General features: G+C 69.0%; 25 protein-coding genes. 14 read left to right on the top strand and 11 right to left on the bottom strand.

Annotated elements, in window-relative coordinates:
- Positions 1-91: 91 nt before the first annotated feature.
- Positions 92-2,074, bottom strand: coding sequence for an acetate--CoA ligase (acs, locus tag ACH413_RS41320; RefSeq protein ID WP_360045862.1), 1,983 nt, complete (start codon positions 2,072-2,074; stop codon positions 92-94).
- Between the two features lie 259 nt (positions 2,075-2,333).
- On the opposite strand from acs, the gene ACH413_RS41315 reads away from it, so the two are divergent.
- On the top strand, positions 2,334-3,062 hold the full coding sequence (locus ACH413_RS41315; RefSeq protein ID WP_360045860.1) for an oxidoreductase: 729 nt from the start codon (positions 2,334-2,336) through the stop codon (positions 3,060-3,062).
- Here ACH413_RS41315 and kynU read toward each other — a convergent pair.
- Entirely contained in the window at positions 3,055-4,155 is a 1,101-nt protein-coding gene (kynU, locus tag ACH413_RS41310; protein ID WP_360045858.1) for a kynureninase, read from the bottom strand. The genes ACH413_RS41315 and kynU overlap by 8 nt on opposite strands.
- Positions 4,152-4,967 carry a tryptophan 2,3-dioxygenase family protein gene (locus ACH413_RS41305; RefSeq protein WP_360045856.1) on the bottom strand — a complete coding sequence of 272 codons (816 nt, stop codon included), beginning with the start codon at positions 4,965-4,967 and terminating at the stop codon, positions 4,152-4,154. The genes kynU and ACH413_RS41305 overlap by 4 nt, the downstream gene beginning before the upstream one ends.
- Positions 4,968-5,073: 106 nt before the next feature.
- On the opposite strand from ACH413_RS41305, the gene ACH413_RS41300 reads away from it, so the two are divergent.
- From ACH413_RS41300 to ACH413_RS41290, 3 genes are read left to right on the top strand one after another with little or no spacing between them, the layout of a single operon-like run.
- Entirely contained in the window at positions 5,074-5,514 is a 441-nt protein-coding gene (locus ACH413_RS41300; RefSeq protein WP_218164492.1) for an Lrp/AsnC family transcriptional regulator, read from the top strand.
- Positions 5,515-5,552: 38 nt separating this feature from the next.
- Entirely contained in the window at positions 5,553-5,987 is a 435-nt protein-coding gene (locus ACH413_RS41295) for an Rrf2 family transcriptional regulator (RefSeq protein ID WP_360045854.1), read from the top strand.
- An 11-nt stretch (positions 5,988-5,998) separates the two neighbouring features.
- Complete coding sequence (locus tag ACH413_RS41290; protein WP_360045852.1) at positions 5,999-7,123, top strand: globin domain-containing protein; 1,125 nt, start codon at positions 5,999-6,001, stop codon at positions 7,121-7,123.
- Here the strand turns inward: ACH413_RS41290 and ACH413_RS41285 are convergent.
- The 3 genes from ACH413_RS41285 to ACH413_RS41275 form a co-directional block, all read right to left on the bottom strand.
- A complete protein-coding gene (locus ACH413_RS41285) occupies positions 7,112-8,023 on the bottom strand; it encodes an N-acetylmuramic acid 6-phosphate etherase (RefSeq protein ID WP_360045850.1) in 912 nt (303 codons plus the stop codon). The genes ACH413_RS41290 and ACH413_RS41285 overlap by 12 nt on opposite strands.
- A complete protein-coding gene (locus tag ACH413_RS41280) occupies positions 8,020-8,904 on the bottom strand; it encodes a MurR/RpiR family transcriptional regulator (RefSeq protein ID WP_396425788.1) in 885 nt (294 codons plus the stop codon). Before ACH413_RS41280 ends, ACH413_RS41285 begins: the two co-directional genes overlap by 4 nt.
- Positions 8,905-9,010: 106 nt before the next feature.
- Positions 9,011-9,457, bottom strand: coding sequence for a carboxymuconolactone decarboxylase family protein (locus tag ACH413_RS41275; protein ID WP_360045846.1), 447 nt, complete (start codon positions 9,455-9,457; stop codon positions 9,011-9,013).
- A gap of 49 nt (positions 9,458-9,506) precedes the next feature.
- On the opposite strand from ACH413_RS41275, the gene ACH413_RS41270 reads away from it, so the two are divergent.
- Positions 9,507-10,844 carry a PLP-dependent aminotransferase family protein gene (locus ACH413_RS41270; RefSeq protein ID WP_360045844.1) on the top strand — a complete coding sequence of 446 codons (1,338 nt, stop codon included), beginning with the start codon at positions 9,507-9,509 and terminating at the stop codon, positions 10,842-10,844.
- Here ACH413_RS41270 and ACH413_RS41265 read toward each other — a convergent pair.
- The 4 genes from ACH413_RS41265 to ACH413_RS41250 form a co-directional block, all read right to left on the bottom strand.
- Complete coding sequence (locus ACH413_RS41265; RefSeq protein ID WP_360045842.1) at positions 10,827-12,350, bottom strand: serine hydrolase domain-containing protein; 1,524 nt, start codon at positions 12,348-12,350, stop codon at positions 10,827-10,829. The two genes, ACH413_RS41270 and ACH413_RS41265, sit on opposite strands and share 18 nt — an antisense overlap.
- A 7-nt stretch (positions 12,351-12,357) precedes the next feature.
- Positions 12,358-13,563, bottom strand: a complete 1,206-nt coding sequence (locus ACH413_RS41260; RefSeq protein ID WP_360045840.1) for a DUF1343 domain-containing protein — start codon at positions 13,561-13,563, stop codon at positions 12,358-12,360.
- Positions 13,560-15,215, bottom strand: coding sequence for a glycoside hydrolase family 3 N-terminal domain-containing protein (locus ACH413_RS41255; protein ID WP_360045976.1), 1,656 nt, complete (start codon positions 15,213-15,215; stop codon positions 13,560-13,562). The genes ACH413_RS41260 and ACH413_RS41255 overlap by 4 nt, the downstream gene beginning before the upstream one ends.
- Before the next feature lie 630 nt (positions 15,216-15,845).
- A complete protein-coding gene (locus ACH413_RS41250) occupies positions 15,846-16,640 on the bottom strand; it encodes an HAD-IB family hydrolase (RefSeq protein ID WP_360045838.1) in 795 nt (264 codons plus the stop codon).
- Between the two features lie 448 nt (positions 16,641-17,088).
- Here ACH413_RS41250 and ssd point away from each other — a divergent pair, with 448 nt between their 5' ends.
- From ssd to ACH413_RS41205, 9 genes are all read left to right on the top strand, one after another.
- Positions 17,089-18,123 carry a septum site-determining protein Ssd gene (ssd, locus tag ACH413_RS41245; RefSeq protein WP_360045836.1) on the top strand — a complete coding sequence of 345 codons (1,035 nt, stop codon included), beginning with the start codon at positions 17,089-17,091 and terminating at the stop codon, positions 18,121-18,123.
- Complete coding sequence (locus ACH413_RS41240; protein WP_360045834.1) at positions 18,120-18,314, top strand: hypothetical protein; 195 nt, start codon at positions 18,120-18,122, stop codon at positions 18,312-18,314. Before ssd ends, ACH413_RS41240 begins: the two co-directional genes overlap by 4 nt.
- A gap of 515 nt (positions 18,315-18,829) precedes the next feature.
- Complete coding sequence (locus ACH413_RS41235; protein ID WP_360045832.1) at positions 18,830-19,939, top strand: TadA family conjugal transfer-associated ATPase; 1,110 nt, start codon at positions 18,830-18,832, stop codon at positions 19,937-19,939.
- The gene (locus tag ACH413_RS41230; RefSeq protein ID WP_360045831.1) at positions 19,933-20,703 is read left to right on the top strand and encodes a type II secretion system F family protein; all 771 of its coding nucleotides are present in this window, start codon (positions 19,933-19,935) and stop codon (positions 20,701-20,703) included. Before ACH413_RS41235 ends, ACH413_RS41230 begins: the two co-directional genes overlap by 7 nt.
- Positions 20,700-21,227 (top strand): type II secretion system F family protein, encoded by a 528-nt coding sequence (locus ACH413_RS41225; RefSeq protein WP_360045829.1) that lies wholly within the window; start codon positions 20,700-20,702, stop codon positions 21,225-21,227. Before ACH413_RS41230 ends, ACH413_RS41225 begins: the two co-directional genes overlap by 4 nt.
- Positions 21,228-21,236: 9 nt before the next feature.
- Positions 21,237-21,398, top strand: a complete 162-nt coding sequence (locus ACH413_RS41220; protein WP_360045827.1) for a DUF4244 domain-containing protein — start codon at positions 21,237-21,239, stop codon at positions 21,396-21,398.
- A 10-nt stretch (positions 21,399-21,408) separates the two neighbouring features.
- Entirely contained in the window at positions 21,409-21,708 is a 300-nt protein-coding gene (locus ACH413_RS41215; protein ID WP_360045825.1) for a TadE family type IV pilus minor pilin, read from the top strand.
- Positions 21,705-22,130, top strand: a complete 426-nt coding sequence (locus tag ACH413_RS41210) for an Rv3654c family TadE-like protein (protein WP_360045823.1) — start codon at positions 21,705-21,707, stop codon at positions 22,128-22,130. The genes ACH413_RS41215 and ACH413_RS41210 overlap by 4 nt, the downstream gene beginning before the upstream one ends.
- A gap of 196 nt (positions 22,131-22,326) precedes the next feature.
- Positions 22,327-22,947, top strand: coding sequence for a bifunctional DNA primase/polymerase (locus tag ACH413_RS41205; RefSeq protein ID WP_360045821.1), 621 nt, complete (start codon positions 22,327-22,329; stop codon positions 22,945-22,947).
- Positions 22,948-23,405: 458 nt separating this feature from the next.
- Here ACH413_RS41205 and ACH413_RS41200 read toward each other — a convergent pair whose 3' ends face one another.
- Positions 23,406-24,125, bottom strand: coding sequence for an aminoglycoside adenylyltransferase domain-containing protein (locus tag ACH413_RS41200; RefSeq protein ID WP_360045819.1), 720 nt, complete (start codon positions 24,123-24,125; stop codon positions 23,406-23,408).
- Positions 24,126-24,259 lie beyond the last annotated feature (134 nt).

Here is a 24,259-nt window from a genome sequence, read left to right as displayed (position 1 = left end):
CTCGTGCCGACCAGACTTCCCGGCTCACCTAGACGCGATCTTAACGCGAACGGGCGCCCTCAAGTGAGGACGCCCGTCACGTTTACGCAGATCAGTCCTCGGACTTGCCCGACTGCAGACCCGCCGAGATCAGGTCCATGACCGACGAGTCGGCCAGCGTCGTCACGTCGCCGACCGCGCGGTTCTCGGCCACGTCGCGCAGCAGGCGGCGCATGATCTTGCCCGAGCGCGTCTTCGGCAACTCCGGCACGACCATGATCTGCCGCGGCTTCGCGATCGGGCCGATCTCCTTGGCCACGTGGTCGCGCAGCGCCTTGATCGCGTCCGCGCCGCCGGCGTCCGCACCCGCGCCACCGCGCAGGATCACGAACGCCACGATGCCCTGGCCGGTCGTGTCGTCGGACGCGCCGACCACAGCGGCCTCGGCCACGGTCGGGTGCGACACGAGCGCCGACTCGACCTCGGTGGTCGAGATGCGGTGACCGGACACGTTCATCACGTCGTCGACGCGGCCGAGCAGCCAGATGTCGCCGTCGGCGTCGTACTTCGCGCCGTCACCGGCGAAGTAGAAGCCCTGCTCCTTGAAGCGCGACCAGTACGTGTCGCGGTAGCGCTCCTCGTCGCCCCAGATGCCGCGCAGCATCGACGGCCACGGCTCGTCCAGCACCAGGTAGCCACCGCCACCCGCGGGAACCTCGACGCCCTCGTCGTTGACGACCTTCGCGCCGATGCCGGGCAGCGGGCGCTGCGCGGAGCCGGGCTTGGTCGAGATGACGCCGGGCAGCGGCGAGATCATGATCGCGCCGGTCTCGGTCTGCCACCACGTGTCCACGATGGGAGCCTTGCCGCCGCCGACGTTCTCGCGGTACCAGATCCACGCCTCGGGGTTGATCGGCTCGCCGACCGAACCCAGCACGCGCAACGAGCTGAGGTCGTACTTGGCCGGGATGTCCGCGCCCCACTTCATGAAGGTGCGGATCAGCGTCGGCGCCGTGTAGTAGATCGAGACGCCGTACTTCTGCACGATCTCCCAGTGGCGGCCCTCGTGCGGGGTGTTCGGCGTGCCTTCGTAGACGACCTGCGTCACGCGGTTCGACAGCGGGCCGTAGACGATGTAGCTGTGGCCGGTGACCCAGCCGATGTCCGCGGTGCACCAGTACACGTCGGTGTCCGGCTTGAGGTCGAACACGTTGTGGTGCGTGTACGACGCCTGCGTGAGGTAGCCGCCGGACGTGTGCAGGATGCCCTTCGGCTTACCCGTGGTGCCCGAGGTGTAGAGGATGAAGAGCGGGTGCTCCGCGTCGAACGCCTCGGGGGTGTGCTGGTCGGACTGCGAGTCCACCAGCTCGTGCCACCACACGTCCTTGTCGGTCCACGCGACCTCGGTGTCGGTGCGCTTGACGACGATGACCTTCTCCACGGACGGCGCGTCGGCGACGGCCTCGTCCACGGCGGGCTTGAGCGGAGCCGGGGTGCCGCGGCGGTACTGGCCGTCGGTCGTGATCACGAGCCGGCACTCGGAGTCCTGGATGCGGGTGCGCAGCGCCTCGGCGGAGAAGCCGCCGAACACGACGTTGTGCAACGCGCCGACACGGGCGCACGCGAGCATCGCGAAGATCGCCTCGGGGACCATCGGCATGTAGATCGCGACACGGTCCTCGGCACCGATTCCCAGCGACGTCAACGCGTTCGCGGCCTTGGAGACCTCGCGCTGCAGCTCGGCGTAGGTGATGGCGCGGGAGTCGCCCGGCTCACCCTCCCAGTGGATGGCGACCTGGTCACCGTGGCCGGACTCGACGTGGCGGTCGACGCAGTTGTAGGCCACGTTGAGCTTGCCGCCCACGAACCACTTCGCGAACGGCGCGTCCGACCAGTCGAGGACCTGGTCCCACTTGGTGTCCCAGTGCAGCCGTTCCGCCTGCTTCGCCCAGAACGCCTCGCGGTCGGCCTTCGCCTCCTCGTACAGCTCGGGCTGTGCGTTCGCCTGTGCCGCGAACTCGTCGGAAGGCGGGAACGTCCTGCTCTCCGTGAGCAGGTTGTCCAGAGCGTTGCCCTGGCCTGGCGACTGCGTCATGGTGCGAGACCTCCTGGAATGTCCAGACCGGTTGGGGATGCGGGTACTGACCGTAGTGCGAGCCAGCTCACTTCCAACAGGCTCCTCCCCAGAAAGGTTCAGACCAATCTTGGGAGGTCGGTTACACGGCTGTCATTGTGTAACCCGTTTTGTCTGGTCCGGGCACGTGTGGCGCGTTGAACGGGCGCAGTTGCGCGCTCAGCGGTTGGCTCAGTGAGCTGGGTCACGCGTTTCACCTGGTCAGGTACTCTGCGCCACCGTGACCGATCCTCTCGCTCCGCTGCTTTCCTTGCCTGGCGTGGCTGACGCCGCGAACGCCGCCAAGGACGCCGTCTTCCAGGTGCACCGCCATCGGGTGAACCTGCGTGGCTGGGCCACGACGGCGGCGGAGGCGTCCGTCCGCGCGGCCCGTGCGTCGGCCGCCCTGGAGGGCGGGCCGACCGAGATCCCGGAGTCCGGCGAGGTCTCGGATCCCGTGCTGGCCGGGTCCTTGCGGATCGCCGAGGCACTGGGCGGGCTCGTCGGCACCTGGCAGCGCGCGCCGTTGCAGGCCCTCGCACGGTTGCACGTTCTCGCCGCCGCCGATCTCTCCGCCGAGGTCGGACGGCCGCGCGTCTCCGCGGACGTGTCGGCTCGGCTCGACATGCTCGGCTCGCTGGTCACCGGCGGAACGTCCGTGCCGGCCCCGATCGTCGTCGCCGTCGTGCACGGCGAACTGCTCGGGCTGGCGCCGTTCGACGTCGCCAACGGCGTGATCGCCCGTGCCGCGGCCCGGATGACGTCGATCTCCACCGGCCTCGATCCCAAGGGGCTCGGCGTGCCCGAGGTGGCGTGCCTGCGCCGGTCGTCCGAGTACGAGGCCGCTTCCGTGGCGTTCGCGTCGGGGTCTCTGGAAGGCCTGACCCAGTGGATCCTGTTCGTGTGCTCGTCGCTGGAGGCGGGCGCCCGCGAGGCCAAGAGCATCGCGGACGCCGCGCAAGCTAGTTGACGATCTCGGCCAGGACCTCGGCTGCCCTGATCGCGTCCTCGTCGGTGACGTAGAGCGGGGCGAACCCGAAGCGGAGGACGTCCGGCGGCCGGTGGTCGCCGATGACTCCGCGCGCGATCAGCTCGTCCATGACGTTCCTGGCATCGGGGCACCGGACCGAGATCTGGTTGCCCCGCTGGTCGGGCGTGATCACCTCGAGGTTCGTGAGCTTCTCGACGTGCTCGCGGAACAACGCGGTGAGCGCCAGGCCGCGCTGCCGCAGTTCGGCCAGGTCGACGTCGTCCCAGACGTCCAGCGCGGCGTCGAGCGCCAGCATCGACAGGATGTCCGGCGTGCCGACGCGTGCCCTCGCGATCCCGGCGTCCGGTTCGTAGGACGACTTCATGCCGAACGGTTCGCGGTGGCCGTTCCAGCCCGACAACGGGTTCTCGAACGTGGCCTGCTTCGCGTGCGGCACGTAGATGAACGCCGGTGAGCCCGGTCCGCCGTTGAGGAACTTGTAGGTGCAGCCGATCGCGAAGTCGACCTGGAGGGCGTCCAACTCGATCGGCAGCACGCCCGCGCTGTGGCAGAGGTCCCAGACCACCTGTGCGCCAACGGCGTGCGCCTGCTCGGTGAGCGCCTTCATGTCGTGCAGCGCGCCGGTGCGGTAGTCGACCTGGTTGAGCAACACCACGGCGGTGTCCTCGGTCAGGTCCAAAGAGGACGGATGCGCCGCGCGGATCTTCATACCGGTCAACGAAGCCACCGACTGCGCGATGTAGCCGTCGGTCGGGAACGTCGACTCGTCGCACACGATCTCGGTGCGTTCGGTGCCCTTCACCGCGCCCATCAACGCCTTGTAGACGTTGACCGACGTGGAATCGCCGACCACGACCTGGCCTTCGGCCGCTCCGATCAGCCGGCCGACGCGGTCGCCGACCCGTTGCGGCGTCTCCCACCAGCCTTCGCTCCACGACCGGATCAGCCGCGTGCCCCACTGGTGGCCGATCACTTCCTGCATGCGCGCGGCGACGTGCTTCGGTGGTGCGCCAAGGGAGTTGCCGTCGAGGTAGACGACGCCTTCGGGGAGATCGAACAGCTCGCGCCTCACACGTAACTCCTCGCGGTCCACAGCTCGGGGAACACCGCTCGTTGGGTGCGCTTCTCCAGCCATGCAACACCAGCGGAGCCGCCCGTGCCGACCTTGGAGCCCATCGACCGCCGGGTCGCGAGCAGGTGGTCGTAGCGCCAGCGCGCGAACTCCTCGGCGATGTCGGTCAGCGCCTCGCCCAGCTCCAGCAGGTCGCGGTCGTTGCCGCGGTAGATCGCCGCCCACACCTGCTCGACCTCGGCCGACGGCTCGTAGGCCTTGGTCAGGTCGCGGTCCAGCACGCTCTGCGGGACGTCGAAACCCTTGCGCTTCAACGCGCCCAGCACGTCGTCGTAGAGCGACGGCAGCGCCAGCGACTTCTCCAGCTGCTCGTGCATCGCCGGCACCGCCCGGTGCGGCACCAGCATCGACGCGGACTTCTCGCCGAGCAGGAACTCCATCTCGCGGTACATGCCCGACTGGAAGCCGGACCCCTCGCCGAGCGCGTCGCGGAACGAGTTGAACTCGGTCGGCGTCATCCGCGCGATGGGCCGCCAGGCCGCCGACAGCGCCTGGAGGTGCAGGTCGGAACGCCGGAGCGTGCGCACGGCTGCCCGCACGTCGTCGGCGCGCAGCTCGCTCTGGGCCTGCCGCCACTCGAAGCAGAGCAGGCCGAAGTACAGCTCCATCACCTGCGTGATGACCAGGAACGACATCTCGCGCGGATCTTTGGACCACTGCTGTTGAAGGGTGTGCAACACCGACGCGTGCACGTAGTCCTCGTACGGCGTGGTGCCGCCGAAATCCAGCTTGGGGGACACGGGGCAGCTCATGGGGTCAATCGTCGCCGGAACGGCCCGTCACCTGAATGGGCGACGAAAGGCGTTCGCGCCGAACTTCTTCTGATTGCAAAACAGATCGCCGGGTAGCTTTGCGTTCATGTTGGACGAGGTGGACAAGGCCCTGTTGGAGGCACTCCAAGAGGATGCGCGCCTGTCGTACAACGAGCTCGCCCGACGCGTGCACGTCTCACCGCCGACGGTCGCGCAACGGGTCCGGCGGCTGGAGAACATGGGCGCGATCACCGGCTATCGCGCCGTGGTCGATCCGACCGTCGTTGGACGTCCGGTCGTCGCGTTGGTGCGCATGAAGTGCTACGGCCCGCGGTGCATCACCGTGCACCCGCAGCTGCTCGACGACTGCCCGGAGGTGGTCGAGGTCGTGCGGCTCACCGGTGACATCTGCTCGGTCGTGAAGGTCGTGACGACGTCGATCCTGGAGCTGGAACGGCTGCTGGTGCGGCTGGCGTCGCACGGGGAGACGTCGAGCGCGATGGTGCTGTCGACGCCGATCCCGTGGCGCCCGGTGTTGCCCGGATAACATGCATCTGAGATTCCAATTAAGCTAGTCTCGATCACGTGAGGCTGACCAAGAGCACCGACATCGCGTTGCGGATCGTCATGCGACTGGCCGTCGTCGACGACTCCACCCACCCGACCACGCGCGAAGTCGCCGAGGTCATGGGCGTGCAGTACACCCACGCGGCGAAGGTGGTGGCGCAGTTGCAGCACCTCGGCGTGGTCGAGGCGCGGCGTGGCCGGGGAGGCGGGCTGACGCTCACCGCCGCGGGCCGAAATAGCTCGATCGGACGCCTCGTGCGCGACCTGGAGGGCGTCGGTGACGTCGTAGACTGCGAGGGCGAGCTGCCTTGCCCGCTCAGCTCCGCCTGCCGGTTGCGGCACGCGTTGCGCGAGGCTCAGGAAGCCTTCTACGCCTCACTGGATCCGTTGTCCGTCGGGGACCTCGTCGCTCAACCCACCGGCCCGGTTCTGCTCAGCCTGGGGCAGAAGTGAGGAGCTCGTCGATGCTGTCCCCGAAGTCCGCCGAACTGGTCGAGGCCACGCTGCCCGCGGTCGGCGCCGCCATCGGAGAGATCAGCCGGCTGTTCTACGACCGCCTGTTCGCCGAGCACCCGATCCTGCTTCGGATCATGTTCAACCGCGGCAACCAGGCCAACGGCACGCAGGCCCAGGCGCTGGCCGGGTCGATCGCGGTCTTCGCGACCGGACTGCTCGCCGGGCAGCAGCCGGAGGCGATGTTGCGCCGCATCGCGCACAAGCACGTCTCGATCGGCGTCACCTCCGGCCAGTACGCGGTCGTGCACGAGCACCTGCTCGGTGCCGTCGCCGAGGTCCTGGACGTCACGCCGGAGATCGCGGCGGCCTGGAGCGAGGTCTACTGGCTGATGGCCGACACGCTGATCTCCCTGGAGCGGTTCCTGCCCAGGGGCCAGCAGGAGTACCGGGTGATCGCGCGGTTCCAGGAGACCGACGAGGTGGCGACGTTCGTGGTCAGGCCGGTCAGCGGTCCGGTGCCCCCGAGCAAGCCGGGCCAGTACGTGTCGGTGCACGTGCCGCTGCCCGACGGTGCCCGGCAGATCCGCCAGTACAGCCTCTCCGGACGGACCGACGACGCGCTGCAGTTCTCGGTCAAGCGGGACGGCGAGGTGTCGAACCGCCTGCACGACTTCGCGCCGGTCGGCAGCACGCTGAAGCTCAGTCATCCCAGCGGGGACGTGACGCTCGAGCCCGGTGACGGCCCGGTGCTGCTCGTGTCGGCCGGGATCGGCTGCACGCCGATGATCTCGATGCTCGCCGAACTGGCCGCCACGGATTCACCGCGGCAGGTGGTCGCGGTGCACGGCGACCGCGACCAGCTCTCGCACCCGTTCCGCGCCGAACTCGCCCAGCTCGTGGCCAAGCTGGAGGACGCGCGGGCCCACGTCTTCTACGAACGGCCGATCGGGGAGTGGCCGGCCGAGCGGACCGGGTACGTGGACCTCGCCGGCGTCGAGATCCCGCCGAACACGACCGCGTACCTGTGTGGGCCCGTGCCGTTCCTGCGTGCCGTGCGAGCCCAGTTGCTCGAAGCGGGCGTCACCGACATCCACTACGAGGTGTTCGGGCCGGACGTGGTGTCAGCCGGCTAGCCGGTCCAGGGCGTTGCGGACGTGGCCCTTGGTGTCCTCGAGAGCGGCGGCCGCACGTTCGGTCGGTGCGCCGGAGAGCAGGTGCACCAACGCGACCTTGAGGTCGCCGGACGCGTCCGCCAGCGCCTGCTCGCACGCGGTCTCCGGCTGGCCGGTGGCCTCGTGCAGGATCCGGATCGTCCGGCCGCGCAGCTTCGCGTTGGTGGCGCGCATGCTGACCATCAGGTTCGAGTAGGTGCGGCCGAGCTTGATCATCACCGCGCTGGAGAACGAGGTCAGGACCAGCTTCTGGGCCGAGCCCGCCTTCATCCGGGTGGAGCCGGCGATGGCCTCGGGACCGGTGTTCAGCGTGACGAGGACGTCCGGGGTGAACGGCACCGACGCGTTGTTCGACACCAGCACCGTGTGGGCGCCAAGCGCTCGCGCCTCCTGCAGGGCGCCGATCACGAACGGCGTGCGTCCGGACGCCGTCACGCCCACGACCAGGTCTTTTCCGGTGGCGTGGCGACGGATCTGGGCTGCGCCGGAGTGGTCCTCCACCTCTTCGACGGCACGGACGAGGGCTTCCGGACCGCCGGCGTGGTGGGCGACGAACCAGTCGCCGGGAACGTTGAAGGTGGGCACGAGCTCAGCGGCGTCCAGCGTGGCCAGCCGGCCGGACGTGCCCGCGCCGACGTAGTGCACGCGGCCGCCGGACATGATCGCAGTGACGCCCAGGTCGACCGCGCGGGCCAGGTCCGGCAGTGCTTCCGCGACCGCCGCCGGGACCGTGCGGTCCTCGTCGTTGATCATGCGCAGCACGTCGATCGTGGATACCCGGTCGATGTCCGTGGTGCGGGGGTTCCGTTGCTCGGTCGGAGATTCCACGCGCACCACCACACCGTTCCGGGGGGAGATCATTTAGTCGTCTCCCGCGGCCGTCGCCGGCCGTCTGGTCTGGCGCCGAGCCGGTGGCCGGACACCGCTTCGTAGGTCGCCTCCAGCGCCGTCTTCGCCGAGTCCACGTGGTGCTGCGCGACGCCGATGAACAGGCAGTCGATCACCGTGAGCTGGGCGATGCGGCTCGCCATGGCGCCCGAGCGGAACGTGGTCTCGCGCGCGGCCGTGGTCAGCACGTGGTCGGCGACCTCGGTGATCGGCGACCGCGGGAAGTTGGTCAGCGCGACGGTGGTGGCGCCGGTCTCGCGAGCGACGCGGAGGGCCTCGACGGTCTCCGCGGTCGAGCCGGTGTGCGAGATGCCCACGGCGACGTCGGCGGGGGTCAGCACGGCCGCCGACGTCAGCGCGATGTGCGTGTCGTTCCACGCGAAGCAGGTGAGCCCTATGCGGTGCAGCTTCTGCTGCATGTCGAACGCGACGAACGCGGACGCGCCGAAGCCGTACACGTCGACACGACGGGCGCCCGCGACCGCCTGGACGACCTTGTCGAGCGACTCGATGTCGAGCTGCTCCGCGGTCTCCTCGACGGCGCGGGCGTCGGCGAACGCGACCTTGCCGACGACCTGCTTGAGGTCGTCGCCCGGTCCGATGTCGCCACCCATGTCGTGGTTGGCCCTGGCCTGGCTGCGGGCGGTGTCGGCGGCGAGCGCGATGCGCAGCTCCGGATATCCACCCACGCCGATGGCCTTGCAGAACCGCGTCACCGTCGTCTCACTGGTGCCCGCCTGCTCGGCGACCTCGGTGATGCTGCGGTGCGCGACAGTTCCGGGGTTCTCCAGCACCACCTTCGCGACGCGCTGTTCGGCGCGCGCGAGACCCGGCAGCAACGACCGGATCTTCACCAGTGGACTGGACTCGGCACTGCTATCAGTGGACACGTGGGAAACTTACTAACCGCCACTGCGAGGGTCAACGGAGTGTGTCCGAAAGTCACTCTCTCGGCAGGTCCTAGTGGACGTCGGGCACCTTCCGGGTGGAGACGGCGATCCGGTTCCACGAGTTGATGGTGAAGATCAGCGCGATGAGCTGGGCCAGTTCCTCTTCGCCGAAGTGCTTCGCGGCGCGCTCGTAGACCTCGTCGCTGACGTACTCGTGGCTGCTCAGGACCGTGATGGCCTCGGTGAGGCGCAACGCGGCCTGCTCCTTCTCGGTGTAGATGTCACCGGCTTCCTCCCACGCGCTGAGCAGGTAGATGCGGGCCTCGGTCTCACCGCCCTTCCGTGCGTCGACCGTGTGCATGTTGAGGCAGTAGGCGCAGTGGTTGAGCTGGGAGGCGCGGATGCGGACGAGCTCCGCGAGCTGCTCGTCGAGACCCTCGCGGGCGGCGGCGTCGAGGGCGATCATGGCGCGGTAGACCTTCGGTGCCTTCTTGGCGAGGTCGATGCGGTTCGTCATGGCTAAAACCTATGACGCTGATTGGCCCTGAGCATGGTGCAATCTGATCGTGGAATCGTGGGCCAATCTTGACTTCCACCTGGACCTGTCCGGTCCGGGTGGACTGCGGCACCGGTTGACGGCGTCGCTGCGGGAAGCGGTCCGGTCGGCACGGCTGCCGCCCGGCACTCGCCTGCCCGCCTCGCGGTCGCTCGCCGTCGACCTGGGAATCGCGCGGAACACCGTCGCGGAGGCCTATGCGGAGCTCGTGGCAGAAGGCTGGCTGACCGCGCGTCAGGGATCGGGAACCGTTGTCGCGCAACGGGTCGCGCCACCTGCGCCGGTGAAGCGTCCGGTTGCCGACTCCGAGGTGCGGTTCGACCTGACGGTGTCCACGCCCGACGTCACCGAGTTCCCGCGCGCCGAGTGGATCCGGTCCACGCGGCGGGCGTTGACGGCGGCGCCCTCGGAGGCGTTCGGGCCAGGGGATCCGCAGGGGCGCATCGAGTTGCGGACGGCGCTGGCCGAGTACCTGGCGCGGGCGCGGGGTGTGCGGGCCGATCCCGAACGGATCGTGCTGTGCTCGGGGTTCGGCGGCGCCATCCAGATGTTCAACCGGCTGCTGAAACCGCCCGTCGTGGTCGAGGAGTACGGGCTGGACTTCCACCGCTCGATGTGGAGGTCGACAGTGCCGTTGGCGGTGGACGACCACGGTGCGAACACCGAGCAGTTGCCCGACGACCGGCGTGCGTGCGTGTTGACGCCCGCGCACCAGTTCCCGTTGGGCGGTCCCTTGCACCCACGGCGGCGCGCATCGGCCGTGGAGTGGGCACGGCGCGTGGACGGCCTTGTGCTGGAGGACGACTACGACGGCGAGTTCCGTTATGACCGGCAGCCGGTCGGGGCCGTGCAGGGACTGGATCCGGAGCACGTCGTCTACCTGGGCACGTCCAGCAAGGCGTTGTCACCGGCGTTGCGGATCGCCTGGATGGTGCTGCCGGACCGGTTCGTGGACCCGATCCTGGCCTTGAAGACCGACCGGGAGCAGCACATCAGCATGCTCGATCAGCTGATCCTGGCCGATTTCCTGGAATGCGGCGCCTACGACAGCCATGTGCGGCGGATGCGGCTCAAATACCAACGGCGGCGCGATCGGCTCGTGGAGGCTGTTTCGCCGTACGCGTCGGTGTCGGGCATCGCGGCGGGAATGCATGCCGTGCTCGACACACCGCACGAGGCGGCGATCGTGCAGACCGCGCGCGAACGTGGGATCGAGGTCAACCCTCTCTCGTCCTTCCGGCACGAGCTGAGCGACGACGACCGCACGGGAGTCGTGGTGAGCTTTGGAGCGCCCGCGTTTCCACGGGCGCTCCCGCTGTTCACCGAGGTGCTAGCGGCGTGCCACTGACCAGCCCTCGGCCGTGACGTCGCCACGGGCATGCACGTAGACGCCGCGCCCGTTGTAGAGGCCTGCCTTGGTGTAGACGAACCTGGTCTTCACGGATTCCGTTGGCACCCAACGACGTTCGGTCGTCGTGATGGTGCGCGCGTCCTGCCAGTCCGTGCCGTTCCAGTGCTGGATGGTCAGCTTGTCGCCCTTGTCGACGTCCACGAAGACCTCGACCGGGCGTTCCGCGACGAGGGTGCCGCCGGAAGTCGTTGCACGCCATTGCTTTCCGCGTGACTGGACCGCGAGCGCGTTGGCCAGGCCGTCGGCGACGACCCTCCGCGCGGGGTTCACGCTGCCCCAGTCACGGCTCGGGTGCACGCGGTTGGTCAGCAGGATCGCGATCGACCGCGAGGCCTTGTCGATCACGAACGACGTGCCGGTGTAGCCGGTGTGACCTGCGGTTCCCGGCCCGCTCAGGCCGCCCATGTACCAGCGCTGGTCGAGCTCGAAGCCGAGGCCGTGGGCGTTGTCGGGGAACTGCTGGTTGAAGTTCGTCAGCATCAGCTCGACGGAGTGCTCGGACAGGATGCGCCGGCCGTTGTACGTGCCGCCGTTGAGGATCGTCTGGCCGAGTACGGCGAGGTCTTTGGCCGTGCCGAAGACACCGGCGTGGCCCGCTACTCCTCCGAGGGACCACGCGTTCTCGTCGTGCACCTCGCCGCGGACGATGCCGCGGGGCGGTGCCGTCTGGAACTCGGTCGCGGCCGTGCGGTCCTTGGCCTTCGGGTTGTAGCCGGTGTCCTTCATGTTGAGCGGCTTGGTGATGCCGTCGCTGACCGCCTGGTCGAGCTTCTTGCCGCTGACCTTGAAGACGAGTTCGCCGAGCGTGATCAGGTTCAGGTCGGAGTAGACGTACGTGGTGCCGGGCGTGGACTTCGGCTTCACGTCCATCACGCCTTTGATGCGTGACGGGATGTCCGGGTACTTCTGCCACAACGGGATGAACGGCTCAAGCCCGCTCGTGTGTGTGAGGAGCTGCTTGACGGTGATGTTCTCTTTGCCGTTCACGCCGAACTCGGGCAGGTAGGTGGCGACCTTCTCGTCGATGCTCACCCGGCCCTGTTCGACCTGCTGGATCACCGCGATCGACGTGAAGAGCTTGGAAATGGACGCGAAGTCGAAGATCGTGTCCTTGCGCATAGGGACGCGTTCTTCTTCTGGCAGCTGGGTTTGCTGGTCCTTGTACAGAACCGCGTAGCCCGTGCGGTCGTGCGTGACGATCTTGCCGTCGTGCACGTACATCGTGACGGCGCCGGCGAACAGCGGTTTGCCGTTGGCCTGGGGTTTCTGGAACTCGCGGAGCTGGCGCAGTGCCGCGTTGATCGGCTCCGGGTCGAGGTTCGCGAAGTACGGGTTCGACTCGCGCAGCGTCGTCCAGCGGTGCGCGAAGCCGTCCTGGGGCTGGTCGAAGTGGCCGGGTACTGCCGTCGTCACGAGTGCGACGGCCAGTGCAGGGATGAGCATGGCGTCCTCACCGGTAGCGCAGGTAGGGCAGGCGGGTGCGGCGGAACTGCTGGAGCTCCTGTTGCCACACACCGGTGACCTCGTCCAGTGGAGCCTGGGCGTCGATCATCGTGCGCAGCCGGTCGGAGCCGCTGAGCTTGTCGATCCAGTTGTCGGGACGCCACGCGAACACGGCGGGGTACAACGACTTCGCGGTGATCAGCATGGCGACGGCGGCCTTGATGGCGTCGAACTGGGCTGCGTCGGTGACGTGCAGGGTGACACCGCCGCAGGTCTTGCCCTGGAACTTGTTGAACGTCGGCGAGAAGTAGGTCTCGCGGAACCTGATTCCCCTGAGGTTCAGGGCGTTGAGGGACTCGGCCCAGCGCCAGTCGATGCCGGGCGCGCCGACCGTTTCGAACGGACGGGTGGTGCCGCGGCCCTCGGACAGCACCGTGCCCTCGAACAGGCACGTGCCGGGGTAGACCAGCGCGGTGTCCTGGGTGGGCATGTTCGGGCTCGGCGGGACCCACGGCAGGCCGGTGTCGAGCTGGGTGCGCCGCCAGTTCCGGACGTTGACCACCTCCAGCCTCGTGGTCAGGTCGAACTCGCCCTGGAAGAGGCGGGCCAGTTCGCCGACCGTCATGCCGTGTTGCTGGACGATCGGCTTCAGGCCCACGAAGGTCGCGTAGGCCGGGTCGAGCTGCGGGCCGTTCGCCGTGCCGCCGATGGGGTTCGGGCGGTCGAGGACGATGAAGTCCAGGTCCTTGGCCGCTTCCATCGCCTGGTACAGCGACCAGATGTAGGTGTAGAAGCGTGCGCCCACGTCCGCGATGTCGAACACGACCGTGTCGATGCCCGCCTTCGTGAACATCGCCTGGATCTTCGCGGGGGTGGCCTGGTACGTGTCGTACACCGGGATGCCGGTGCGCGGGTCCGCGTAGTCGCCTTCGGAGCCGCCTGCCTGGGCCGTGCCTCGGAAGCCGTGTTCTGGCCCGAAGACGGCGGTCGGCTTGGCGCCGTGGGCGACCATCGAGTCGACGACGTGGGTCTGGTCCTTGAGGATGCCCGTCGGGTTCGTGAGCACGCCGACCTTGCGGCCCTTGAGCTTGCGCCAGCCGTCCTGCGCGAGCTGTTCGGAGGCGGTGGCGAGCTTCGGGGACGCGTGGGCGGTCGCTGTGCTGACGAGGGGGACGGACAGGGCGCTTGCCGCGAGGAAGCTCCGCCTTCTCACCAGGTCACTCCGTGTCCGAACGGGTAGGGGGTCGGGCCTGGCACGTCGACCGGGAGCTTGCCCTGCGGCTTGGCCTCGCCGAGCAGGATCCTGGCCAGCGCCTCCATCGAGACCGTCGTGGTCGAGTAGGTGGCGAGCCACGTCTTGGCGTTGCTGTGGGCGACGTCGTACGGGTTGCCGGTGGCGGCCGCGATGACCGGTTTGCCGGTGGCCACGAGCTGGTTGATCAGGTCGACCTGGGCGGGCCTGGTGCTCGCGTTGTTGGTCAGCACGACGATCTTGTCCGCGTTGGCCGCCGCGGCCACCGCCTGCTGGATCTGCGCCGGGGTGGGGCTGGTCGCGGTGACGACCTTGGTGCCCTTGAGTCGCGTCGCCAGGGCTGCCGTGGTGGCGTCGCTGGTGCCGACGACCAGGGGAGCGGTGGCGTTCAGGGGGATCGCCTGGGCGTCGTTGCGGACGGCCGTGATGGTGCGGTCGGCGATGGCCTGGGCGCTTTGCGCGTTGGAGCCGACGACCTGGTCGACCTTGTTCTCGTCGACCTCGGCGGTGAGCATGACGCCGCGCAGGAGCTTCATCTTCAGGATGCGCAGGACGCTCTGGTCGATGCGCTGCTCGGTGATCTCACCGCTGCGGACGGCCTTGATGACGCTGTCGATCGCGAGGCCGAGGTTCGGCGGCATCAGCAGCTGGTCGACGCCCGCCTTGATGGCCAGCACCGGGATCTCGGCGTCGGAGTGGAGCTTGCGGACGCCCGCCATCTCCAGCGAGTCGGTGATGACGACGCCGTCGTACTTCAGCTCGTCGCGCAGCAGACCCGTGATGATCTTCGGGCTGAGCGTGGCCGGGTTGCCGGACGGGTCGATCTGCGGCACCTGGATGTGCGCGGTCATGATCGAGTCGATCTTGGCGGCGATGGCGGCCTTGAACGGCGGAGCGTCGATCTGGCGCCACTGGTCGAGGCTGCGGTTCGAGACCGGCAGGGCGGTGTGGCTGTCCTCGGACGTGTCGCCGTGGCCGGGGAAGTGCTTGGCGGTCGAGGTGACCGAGCTCAGGTCGAACCAGCGGCGGCCCTCGTAGCCCTGGACCTGTGCCGCGACCATGTCGGCCGCGAGCTTCGGGTCGCTGCTGAAGCTGCGCACGCCGATGATCGGGTTCGCCGGGTTGGAGTTCACGTCGGCGTCCGGGGCGAAGTTCTGGTTGATGCCCATCGCGCGAAGCTCTTGGCCGGTGATGCGCGCGGCCTCTTCGGCGTCCTTCGTGCTGCGGCCGGCGCCGAGGGCCATGTTGCCCGGCAACTGGGTGGCCGGCGGGCCGATGCGCGTGACGAGGCCCATCTCCTGGTCGGTGGAGATGAGCAGGGGGATGCGACTGGCCTTCTGCAGGCCGTTCGAGAGCTGCGCGATCTGCTTCGGGGTGTCGATGTTGTCGCGGCTCGAGTTGTTGAAGTAGATGACGCCGCCGGGCTGGTACTTGCGCACCATCTCCGCGGGCGTGGCCACGCCGAAGTCGGCCTGGTTCTTGGGGTGCGGGACGTCGGCGGCCTGGCCGTTGACGTACGTGACGAAGAGCTGGCCGACCTTCTGTTCCAGCGACATCCCGCGCAGCGTGGTCACGGAGGCGTCCGCTCTCGCCACCGGCGTGAGGGCGACCATGGCTGTGACCAGCGTCAACGCGGCGAACTTCCGCACTTGTCCGTGCCTCCCGGTGATGTTCCCACAGGTAACTGGCGTATTTCGCAAGTTACTCACGACTGCGTGGTGGGTCAACGGGCGCACATTCTGCCGTTCGTCGGCAAAAGTTGGCCTAACAAGCAGACGGGGCACCCTCGAAAGGGTGCCCCGTCTTCAGCGCGGGCTTGCGAGTTACCAAGCGTGCAACTCCAGTCGTACAACCCTGGCCTCGGCGTCCGGCGTCCCGGTACGCAGGCCCTAGACGACAAGCCTCCCGCGGCGTGCTGCGCGTGGGTACTCGAAGTCCGCGCACGGAGCTTGGCCGGGGTGGATCCTGACTTCTCTTCGTCTGGTCCCTGGCCGACCCGAGGTCCGCACCACCCATTTAAGTGCGTGGGCCCGGTCACAGCAAGGGCTCGGACGGGTGCACCGTTCAAGCCACGTTCAGTAGTGAAAGTACTGGCGTTCTTGGATTTGTGAGGTTCTGGTCGCGTTCGGGTACCGCTGCCAGGGCGTTGTCGTGCACTCACGCGGGCACCACATGCGCGGCGCGTTGCCGCTACTCGTCAGTACCGGCCACCTTCGGTGATTTTTTGTTGCGAGGCCTTGACTTCAGCCGCGGGTGCGCTTCCGGCGCAGGCCGTACCAGGCCGCGCCGGCCGCCGCGACGGCGCCGAGGCTGATGGCCGTGACGGCGACCGTCCTGCCCGACGGGGTGGGGATGCGGGAGCGCAGGCTCACCGGGTCGACGAACTGCTGCACGGGCCAGTCCTTCTCGACGGCGATGCGGCGCAGGCCCCGGTCCGGGTTCACGACCGTCGGGTGGCCGACGACCTCGAGCATCGGCAGGTCCGTGACGCTGTCCGAGTAGGCGTAGCTCTTCGCGAGGTCGTAGCCGTGCTCGGCGGCGAGCTGCTTGATCGCGACCGCCTTGTTGTCGGCGGCGCAGTAGAAGTCGACGTCGCCGGTGTAGCGGCCGTCGAGGATCACCATCTTGGTGCCGACGCTGTAGTCCGCCCCGATCATCTCGGCGATGGGGGCGACCAGCTCCTCGCCGGACGCGCTCACGATGACGACGTCGTGGCCCTCGGCCTTGTGGTCGGCGATCAACTGCGTCGCTTCTTTGTAGACGAGTGGATCGACGATGTCGTGCAGCGTCTCGCTGACGATGCTGCGGATCTGTTCGACGTCCCAGCCGGCCGCGAGCGCCGTGATGTGCGCCCGCATGCGGTCCATCTGATCCGCGTCCGCGCCGGCGAGCATGAACACGAACTGCGCATATGCGCTCTTCAGCACCGCGCGGCGGTTGATCAGCCCCTCCTGGAAGAAGGGTCGGCTGAACGCCAGCGTGCTCGACTTCGCGATCACGGTCTTGTCGAGGTCGAAGAAGGCGGCGATCCGGCTCATGTACCTCAGCTTAGGTGTACTCGTCAGTAGGCCGTTCGGGCGGCATTTCGTTCGTGTACGAAACCGTTGTGCTGCACGGTTACCGAAACTTGGCCCGCGGCTGTTGCGGAAGTTGCGCGCGGCACTGGCGCATGGGGATACAGTAGGTGAGTCCGGTTCGACGGACGGGTTCAGTCCGACCCCCCGGGACTGAACCATTGACGACCCCCGTCCCTCCCCCCTGGCGGGGGTCGTCCCATATCCGGACCCCGTTTCCAGGCGGGTGCGACTGGACCTCTGCGGCCCTTGCCCGAGGCTCGTGCGCCCAACCCTCCAGCGTCGCACACGGGTCCGACACTTCCGCCCTGGCAAGGCTTCCAAGATCGCGACTTGTCCACAGCCGCTGACTTGTCCACATGTGGATCTACGCCCGTTGTGTCGTTCCTCACGACTGACCACCGTTGATCCCATGACCCACCCCATCGCCCTGCTCACGGACCAGGACCTCCTCGACGAGGTCCTCCGGGTGGCCGCCGCGGCCGACTGCCCGCTCTCCTGCGCCCCGGACGTCACGTCGCTGCGCTCGCAGTGGCACAGCGCGCCGCTGGTCCTGCTGGACCCCGCAGCGGTCTCCGCCTGCCTGGACGCGGGCTTCCCCCGTCGCACCGGCGTCCTGGTCGTCCACGGCGGCGACCCGCCCTGGGCGCCGGCAGTGGCCCTGGGCGCGGACGGCGTCCTCGAGCTCCCGGTGGAAGGCCGCTCCCTGGTGACGGCCCTGACCGATCTGGGAGAGGGTCCGCCCTCGGACCGGGGCCGGGTGGTGTCGTTCATCGGCGGAAGGGGAGGCGCCGGCGCCTCCACCCTGGCCATCGCGTGCGGCCGCGAGGCGGTGGAGTCCGGCGGCGAGGCGATGCTCGTCGACTGCGATCCGCTGGGCGGCGGCATAGACCTGGCCCTGGGCACCGAGTCGGACCAGGGCGCCCGCTGGCCGGGCGTGCACGCCACCGGTGGCAGAGTCCCGATGTCGGCCCTGCGAGCGGCCCTGCCCACCTCGGGCAACCTGAGCGTCCTGGCCTGCGACCGCGCCGCCCCGGACCCGGAACCGGCAGCCGTGGCGGCCGTCCTCGACGCGGGCCGCCGAGCGGGCTGCACGGTGATCTGCGACCTGCCGCGCTTCCCCACGGCCTCCGCGTCCGCGGCACTGGACCGCACCGACCTGACGATCCTGGTGGTGCCGGCCGAAGTCCGCGCCACCGCGGCCGCCGGCCGAGTCGCCTCCCGCCTCCTGACGCACGGCCGCAACCTCCGCCTGGTGGTCCGCGGCCCGTCACCCGGCAACCTCCAGCCCGGCGAGATGGCCGACGTGATCGGCATCCCGCTGCTGACCTCGATGCGCGCCGAGCCGGGCCTGGCCGAGGTGCTGGAGCGGGGCCGCTTCCCGCGCAACCCCAAGGGCCCGCTCGCCACGGCGGCCCGCGTGGTGCTGAAGGAGCTCCGCCCATGACCGTCCCGCCCGAGGCGGCGGACGCCGTGTCGGCCGCCGACGAGGCCGAGTACGTCGCACTGCTGTTGGGAGACAACGACACCGCGCCGACGCCCTACGCCGGGTGTGGGTGCGTGCCGGTCTTCCTCGAGGCGCAAGGGGAGCCCGCTCCGCCGCTGATTCCCTTGGCGCGGAAGGAGTTCCAGCCGTGATCCGCCTCCGCATCCTGTGCCGGATGCTGCGCAACCTCGTCGTCTACGGCCGCCTCTACCCACCCCGCTTCATCTTCAAGCAGGAGAAGGAGAAGCCGAAGTGAACCGCTTCCTCATCTGGTGCCAGGAAACGTGGCTCCGCCTGACCGGCCGCGAGGTCACCTACGGCCGCCACGCCCGCCGCCCGGAGGCCGCGACATGACCGCGACGTCCACTGCCGACGCAACCGTCGTGCCCGGTTCTCGCAGTCGCGCGGTGACAGCGGCGTCTCCTGTCGACGCAACCGTCGCGCCCGGTTCCCGAAGCCGTGCCGTGCCTGCGGCGTCCACTGCGCCCGGTTCCCGAAGCCGCGCCATAACTGCGGCGTCCGTTTCCGACGTGGCCGTATTGCCCAGTTCTCGAAGCTGCGCCGTGGCTGCGGCGTCCACTGCCGACGTGGCAGGTTCCCGACGCTGCGCCGTGACCGCCTCGTTCTCCTGCGGTAGAGGGCGTGCCGGACCCGCGAGGTGCGCGCCATGACCTCCGCTCTGATCGACCGCGTCCGCCACCGCCTGGCCGGCGCCGACATGGAACTGTCCGCGGCCGTCGTGGCCCACGCGGTCCGTTCCGAAGCCGGCGGTGTGCTGGCCGACTCGGACGTCCTCGAAGCACTCCAGGTGCTGCGCCAGGAGTTCAGCGGCACCGGCCCGCTCGACCCGCTCCTCGCCGACCCCGGCACCACCGACGTGCTGGTCACCGCGCCGGACCAGGTCTGGGTGGACGGCACGACGGGCCTGCGCCGCACCGGCGTCACCTTCCCCGACGAAGACGCCGTCCGGCGGCTCGCGCAACGCCTGGCGGTCGCTGCGGGCAGGCGGCTCGACGATGCCTCGCCGTGCGTCGACGGGTGGTTGCCGGGCAGCGGGGTCCGGCTGCACGCCGTGTTGCCGCCCATCGCGGACCGCACCTGCCTGTCGTTGCGGATCCTCAGACCGGCGACGCACGACCTCCCGGCGCTGCAGGAACTCGGCACGTTCGACGCCGAGATCGCGGAGACGTTGCGTGCGATCGTCCGCAGGCGCATGGCGTTTCTGGTGGTCGGTGGCACCGGGTCGGGCAAGACGTCGTTGTTGTCGGCGTTGCTCGGGTGCGTCTCGCCGAAGGAACGCATCGTGTGCGTGGAGGACGCCGGTGAGCTGAATCCCGACCATCCGCAGTTCGTGCGGCTCACCGCGCGGCCGGCGAACGTCGAGGGCGCGGGCGAGATCACCACGCGGGAGCTGGTGCGGGAGGCCCTGCGGATGCGGCCCGACCGGATCGTGGTCGGGGAGGTGCGCGGGGCCGAGGTGCGGGAGTTGCTCACCTCGTTGAACACCGGGCACGAAGGGGGTGCCGGGACGTTGCACGCCAACTCGCCGGCTGAGGTGCCCGCGCGGCTGGAAGCTCTTGGCGCGTTGGGTGGGCTCTCGCCGCAGGCGTTGCACAGTCAGGTTTCAGCGGCGGTGCGGATCGTGCTGCACATGCGGCGGGACAACAACATCCGGTACCTCAGCGAGATCGGGGTGTTCGGGCGGAACGACGGTCTCGTGGTCCGTCCTGTCTGGACGCGTGAGCACGGGTGGCACGAGAAGGAGTTGCTGTGCTGAGCCTTCTGCTGCTCGCGACGGCGCTGATCGTGTGGCCGCAGCTCAAACCGATCCGCAGGCTCAGACCGCGCCGCAACAGGGAAATCGTTGTGCCGCCGTACCTCTGGCTGGCCGCCGCGGCGACGGTCACCTACCTCGTGGCGGGCGTCGGCGGGCTGGTCGCCGGTGTCGTGCTGGGAGTGACGGGCCGGAGAATCCTCAAGCAGCACAGGCGAAACACCGCACTCCGGCGGGCGACCGAAGCGCTGAGCACCGGGCTGGGCGGTGTGGTCGACGAGCTGCGAGCGGGCGCGCAACCCGCCCAGGCGGCCGAAGGCGCGGCGGAGGACACCGCGGCACCGGCGAAGGAAGTGCTGAAAGCGGCGGCGGCCACGTCGAGGCTCGGCGGTGACGTGGAGCGGACGTTGCGTGAGCTGCGGCAGCCGTTGCTCGGCAAGGCGGTGGACCAGCTGGCCAAGGCGTGGCACGTGTCGGCGAAGCACGGTGTGGCGTTGGCCGAGGTGCTGGACGCCACGAGGCGTGATCTCGATCAACGGGCGGCGTTCGCGCGGCAGGTGCACGCGCGGATGGCCGGGCCGCGGGCGAGTGCGGCGGTGCTGGCGGTGTTGCCGGTGGTCGGCGTGTTGCTGGGCGAGTTCAGTGGTGCGCGGCCGTTTCACGTGCTCACGAGCACGGTGGCTGGGCAGTTCCTCCTGGCGCTGGGAGCGGTGTTCGTGGCGGCAGGGGTGTGGTGGACGCAGCGGATCACGGAGGTGGAGCCGTGACGTTCCTGCTCCTCGCGCTGGCGGTCCTTCTCGCGCCCTCGCCGCGACGATCGATTGATCGGTTGACGCCCCGGGCCCACGACCCGCCGCACGACAACAAGAAACCAGATGGCCCGTTCGAACGGGCCGCGGCCTGGGACCTGCTGGCCGCGTGCCTGAAAGCCGGGTTGCCGGTGCCCACCGCGATCCAGGCGGTCGACGTGAAGGAACTGAGCCAGGTCGCCGAACTGCTGAAGCTGGGCGCTGATCCCGTCACGGCGTGGGCGTCCGCGCTCGACCAGCCGGCCACCGCGTTGCTCGCCAGGGCCGCGAGACGGACCGCGCGATCCGGGGCGGCGCTCGCCCGGCAGACCGCCGAACTCGCCGAGCGCACCAGGTCGGAAGCGTGCGACGACGCGGAAGCGAAGGCGCAGAAGGCCGCGGTCGCGGTGGCGGCGCCGCTCGCACTGTGTTTCCTGCCGGCCTTCCTGTGCCTCGGCGTCGCGCCGGTGGTGCTGGGCCTGGCCGGCCAATTCCTCAACTAGGAGAAGCAGATGGACCTGCTCGACGACGACAGCGGCATGAGCACGGTGGAGTACGCGATCGGGACGTTGGCGGCGGCCGCGTTCGCCGGCCTGCTGTACGTGCTCCTCACCAGCGACTTCATGCAGAACCAGCTGCAAGGGTTGATACAGCGTGCGTTGTCTTCGGTCTGATGACCGGGGCATGGCCACGGTCGAGGCGGCGATCGCGGTCAGCGCGTTGCTGATGGCCGTGTGGCTGGGGGCGAACGGACTGGCGGCGGTCACCGAGCAGATGCGGTGCGCCGACGCGGCGAGAGAAGCAGCACGGCTCACGGCGCGCGGTGAACAGCAGCGCGGTGCGGAGGCGGCCGCACAGATCGTGTCCGGTGCCAACGTCGTGATCGACGTCCAAGCCGACGCGATCAAGGTCGTCGTCAGCAAACGCGGACCGCTGGGCTTGCCGCTCAGCGCGCGGGCGTTCGCCGTGCCGGAGCCGCGATGAACGGCGAGCGGTCCGGCGGTGATCGCGGTTCGGCTGCGGTGAGCGGTGTGGTGGCGATGTTGTTGCTGATCATCGTCACGGTGGCCGGTGCGCAGATCGGATCGGCGGTAGTTGCACGGCATCGGGTCACCGGTGCGGCCGACCTGGCGGCGCTCGCGGCTGCCGCTCGTCTCACCGAAAGCGCTGAAAGCGCTTGTGAGCAGGCAAAACGCGTGGCCTCGGAGAACCGGGCCGAGCTGACGAGCTGCACGGTGAGCGGATGGGAGGTGGTTGTGGAGGTCTCGGCGATTACGCCGTTCGGCCCGGTGAACGCACGCGCCAGGGCAGGTCCGGCTGAAGATCGAAGCGTTTGGAGCACGACGAGCGGTCGGCTCACAGCGGTGAGCGGACTCACATCGGTGCCCGGACATGCTGAACGGTGATCGAACCAAACGCGAACAGTTCAGTTGCCCGGTCAAGCAAAGGACGTTCGCCGTCCCGTAGCTACCAGTTGTCGAGCGGGGGTTACGGAGGCCGGTGCCGGTGTCGTTAGTTGTAGTGGCGGCACCGACGCGGTGTCCTACGAAAACCGACACCTTGTCGATGTCGAGTCAGAGCCTGGGAAGAAGGCGACGAAAGATGGATTGGTCGGATAGCTGGCGCGGGGCCTTCCGCATCGAACTGCGTGCCGAGGCCGTGAGCCTCGCGTACCGCGGTTGGCCCGTACTGCCCGGCACCTATCCGGCCGGTACTGAGAACGGCGTCACGCAGTGGGCCGGTCGCAGCGGCCTCGAGCTGCACGGCCCGATCCCCGTGCACCGCGACTGGGTGGACCGCATCGGGACTCGTCCCGACCAGGTCGCCACGTGGTGGGCGGGTCGTTCCTACAGCCTTCTCGTCGCCACCGGTCACGTGGTGGACGCGATCGAGGTCGGTGCCGGCCTCGGTCACCGCGCGGCCGTCGCACTGCGGCAGATCGGTGTTCCCGTGCCGATCGCCGCGACCCCGTCCGGCCGGTGGATGTTCCTCGTGAAGTCCGGCTCGAAGCTCAACGCCGAGCTGGCCAACAACGCGGACGTGCACCTCTACGGCAAGGGCGAGTACATCCCGCTGCCCCCCACCACCATGGCGCACGGTGTCGTGCACTGGCGGGTCAAGCCGCAGGTCTGCGGCTGGAACCTGCCGGAGGCTCACGTCGTGCAGGACGCACTCGTCGAGGCCGTGCACGCTCCGGCGCGCTTCGAGCTCGAAACCGTCTGACCTACAACTGAATCCAAGCCCGGCCGTGTTGGGTGTCGTCGTGGACTCTCCCCGACAACCCCGAAGGCGATGCCCTGCACGGCCGTTCCACCACAGCCCGATCTGATGATCGGCCCCCGCACCCCGCACGTCGGGGGTGGTCGGAGGACCGGGCGAAAAAGCCGAACACGCACCCCGAAGGACAGCCTCCCGCAACAGTGACCGGACCGAGGACGTTAGTGGCAGGGCGCCAGCTCTGCCGCGGTCGGTGAAGCCGGCTCCTCCCCGGAGTTCGTCAGCAGACAGTCGACACCGTCGCCTCCCGCGTGTCCTGTCGAGACGAACGAACCAGATTCCACCGATGTTCCAAGGGATCCGGTCATGAAGCGGTAGCAGGCGGGAACACAGTGTTCGGCACGTGGAGAGCGCGGCGGGGGTACCCGTGAGCCCCCGCCGCGCCCCACGGAAAAGTGGTAGACCTAGAGCTGGAGAGTTTCCGCGTAGGAAGCGAAGGCGAAGGTCTCCTCCATGGATCCGGGCCGCGGAACCGCATCGGCGTCCCAGCCGAGTTCCCGGTCCTGCAGGACCTGCTCGATCAGCGGGTGCCACCGCTGATCGAGCATTTTCTTCGCCCACACCAGGGCGCCGCGCTTGGACTCCACCTCTCCCGTGTGGATGGTGTAGAGCGTGCGGCAGTACGCCGAGACGATGTAGCGCTGGGTCCAGGCGTTGCCCATCGGCGCCCACTCCGCGATGCCGGACAGCACGTGCGGCAGTTCGGCACGCATCGACGAGCGCAGCGCGGAAGCCGGCACCTCGTCGACCAGTGAGGTGATCGGCGGGCCGTCCAGCACGATGCCGTGGTGGCGCAGGATCCAGCGGGCGTGCGGGCTGTTGCAGTGCAGGTCCCACACCAAGGTGCGCGTGCCGTGGTCGTTGAACAGCCACGGAACTCCCAGGCCCGCCACCGAGCGCAGCGACTCCACGTCGGCGTACGAGCCCTCGATCTCGGTCGACCAGCGGCCGCAACGGGTCGGGATCTCGTCGTGCAGGGCACGGAGCCCGGCCTCGCGCTCGCCGGACGGGAGTTCGGTGCAGGCGACGATGAAGTCGCAGTCGCTGTGGAGGTCACCGGCGCCCAGGGCGAAGGAGCCCTGGAGGTACGCGCCGACGTAGGTGGGGCCGAGGATCTCGCGCACGGACGAGACAAGGTCGGCGAGAAGTGCGTTCAAATCAGCAAAAGGCGTGAACAAAGCAGACTCCGATGAACCCGTGGCCAATGGGGGACGGGCGCGGCGAAGCGTCCGGGCTCAGCCGCGCTGGGTGCGACGGG

Source organism: Lentzea sp. NPDC020367 (assembly GCF_044387305.1).
In the GTDB taxonomy this organism is placed as follows: Bacteria; Actinomycetota; Actinomycetes; order Mycobacteriales; family Pseudonocardiaceae; genus Lentzea.
Note: the sequence above shows the minus strand (reverse complement) of the source record. Positions and strands in the feature narration are given on the sequence as shown.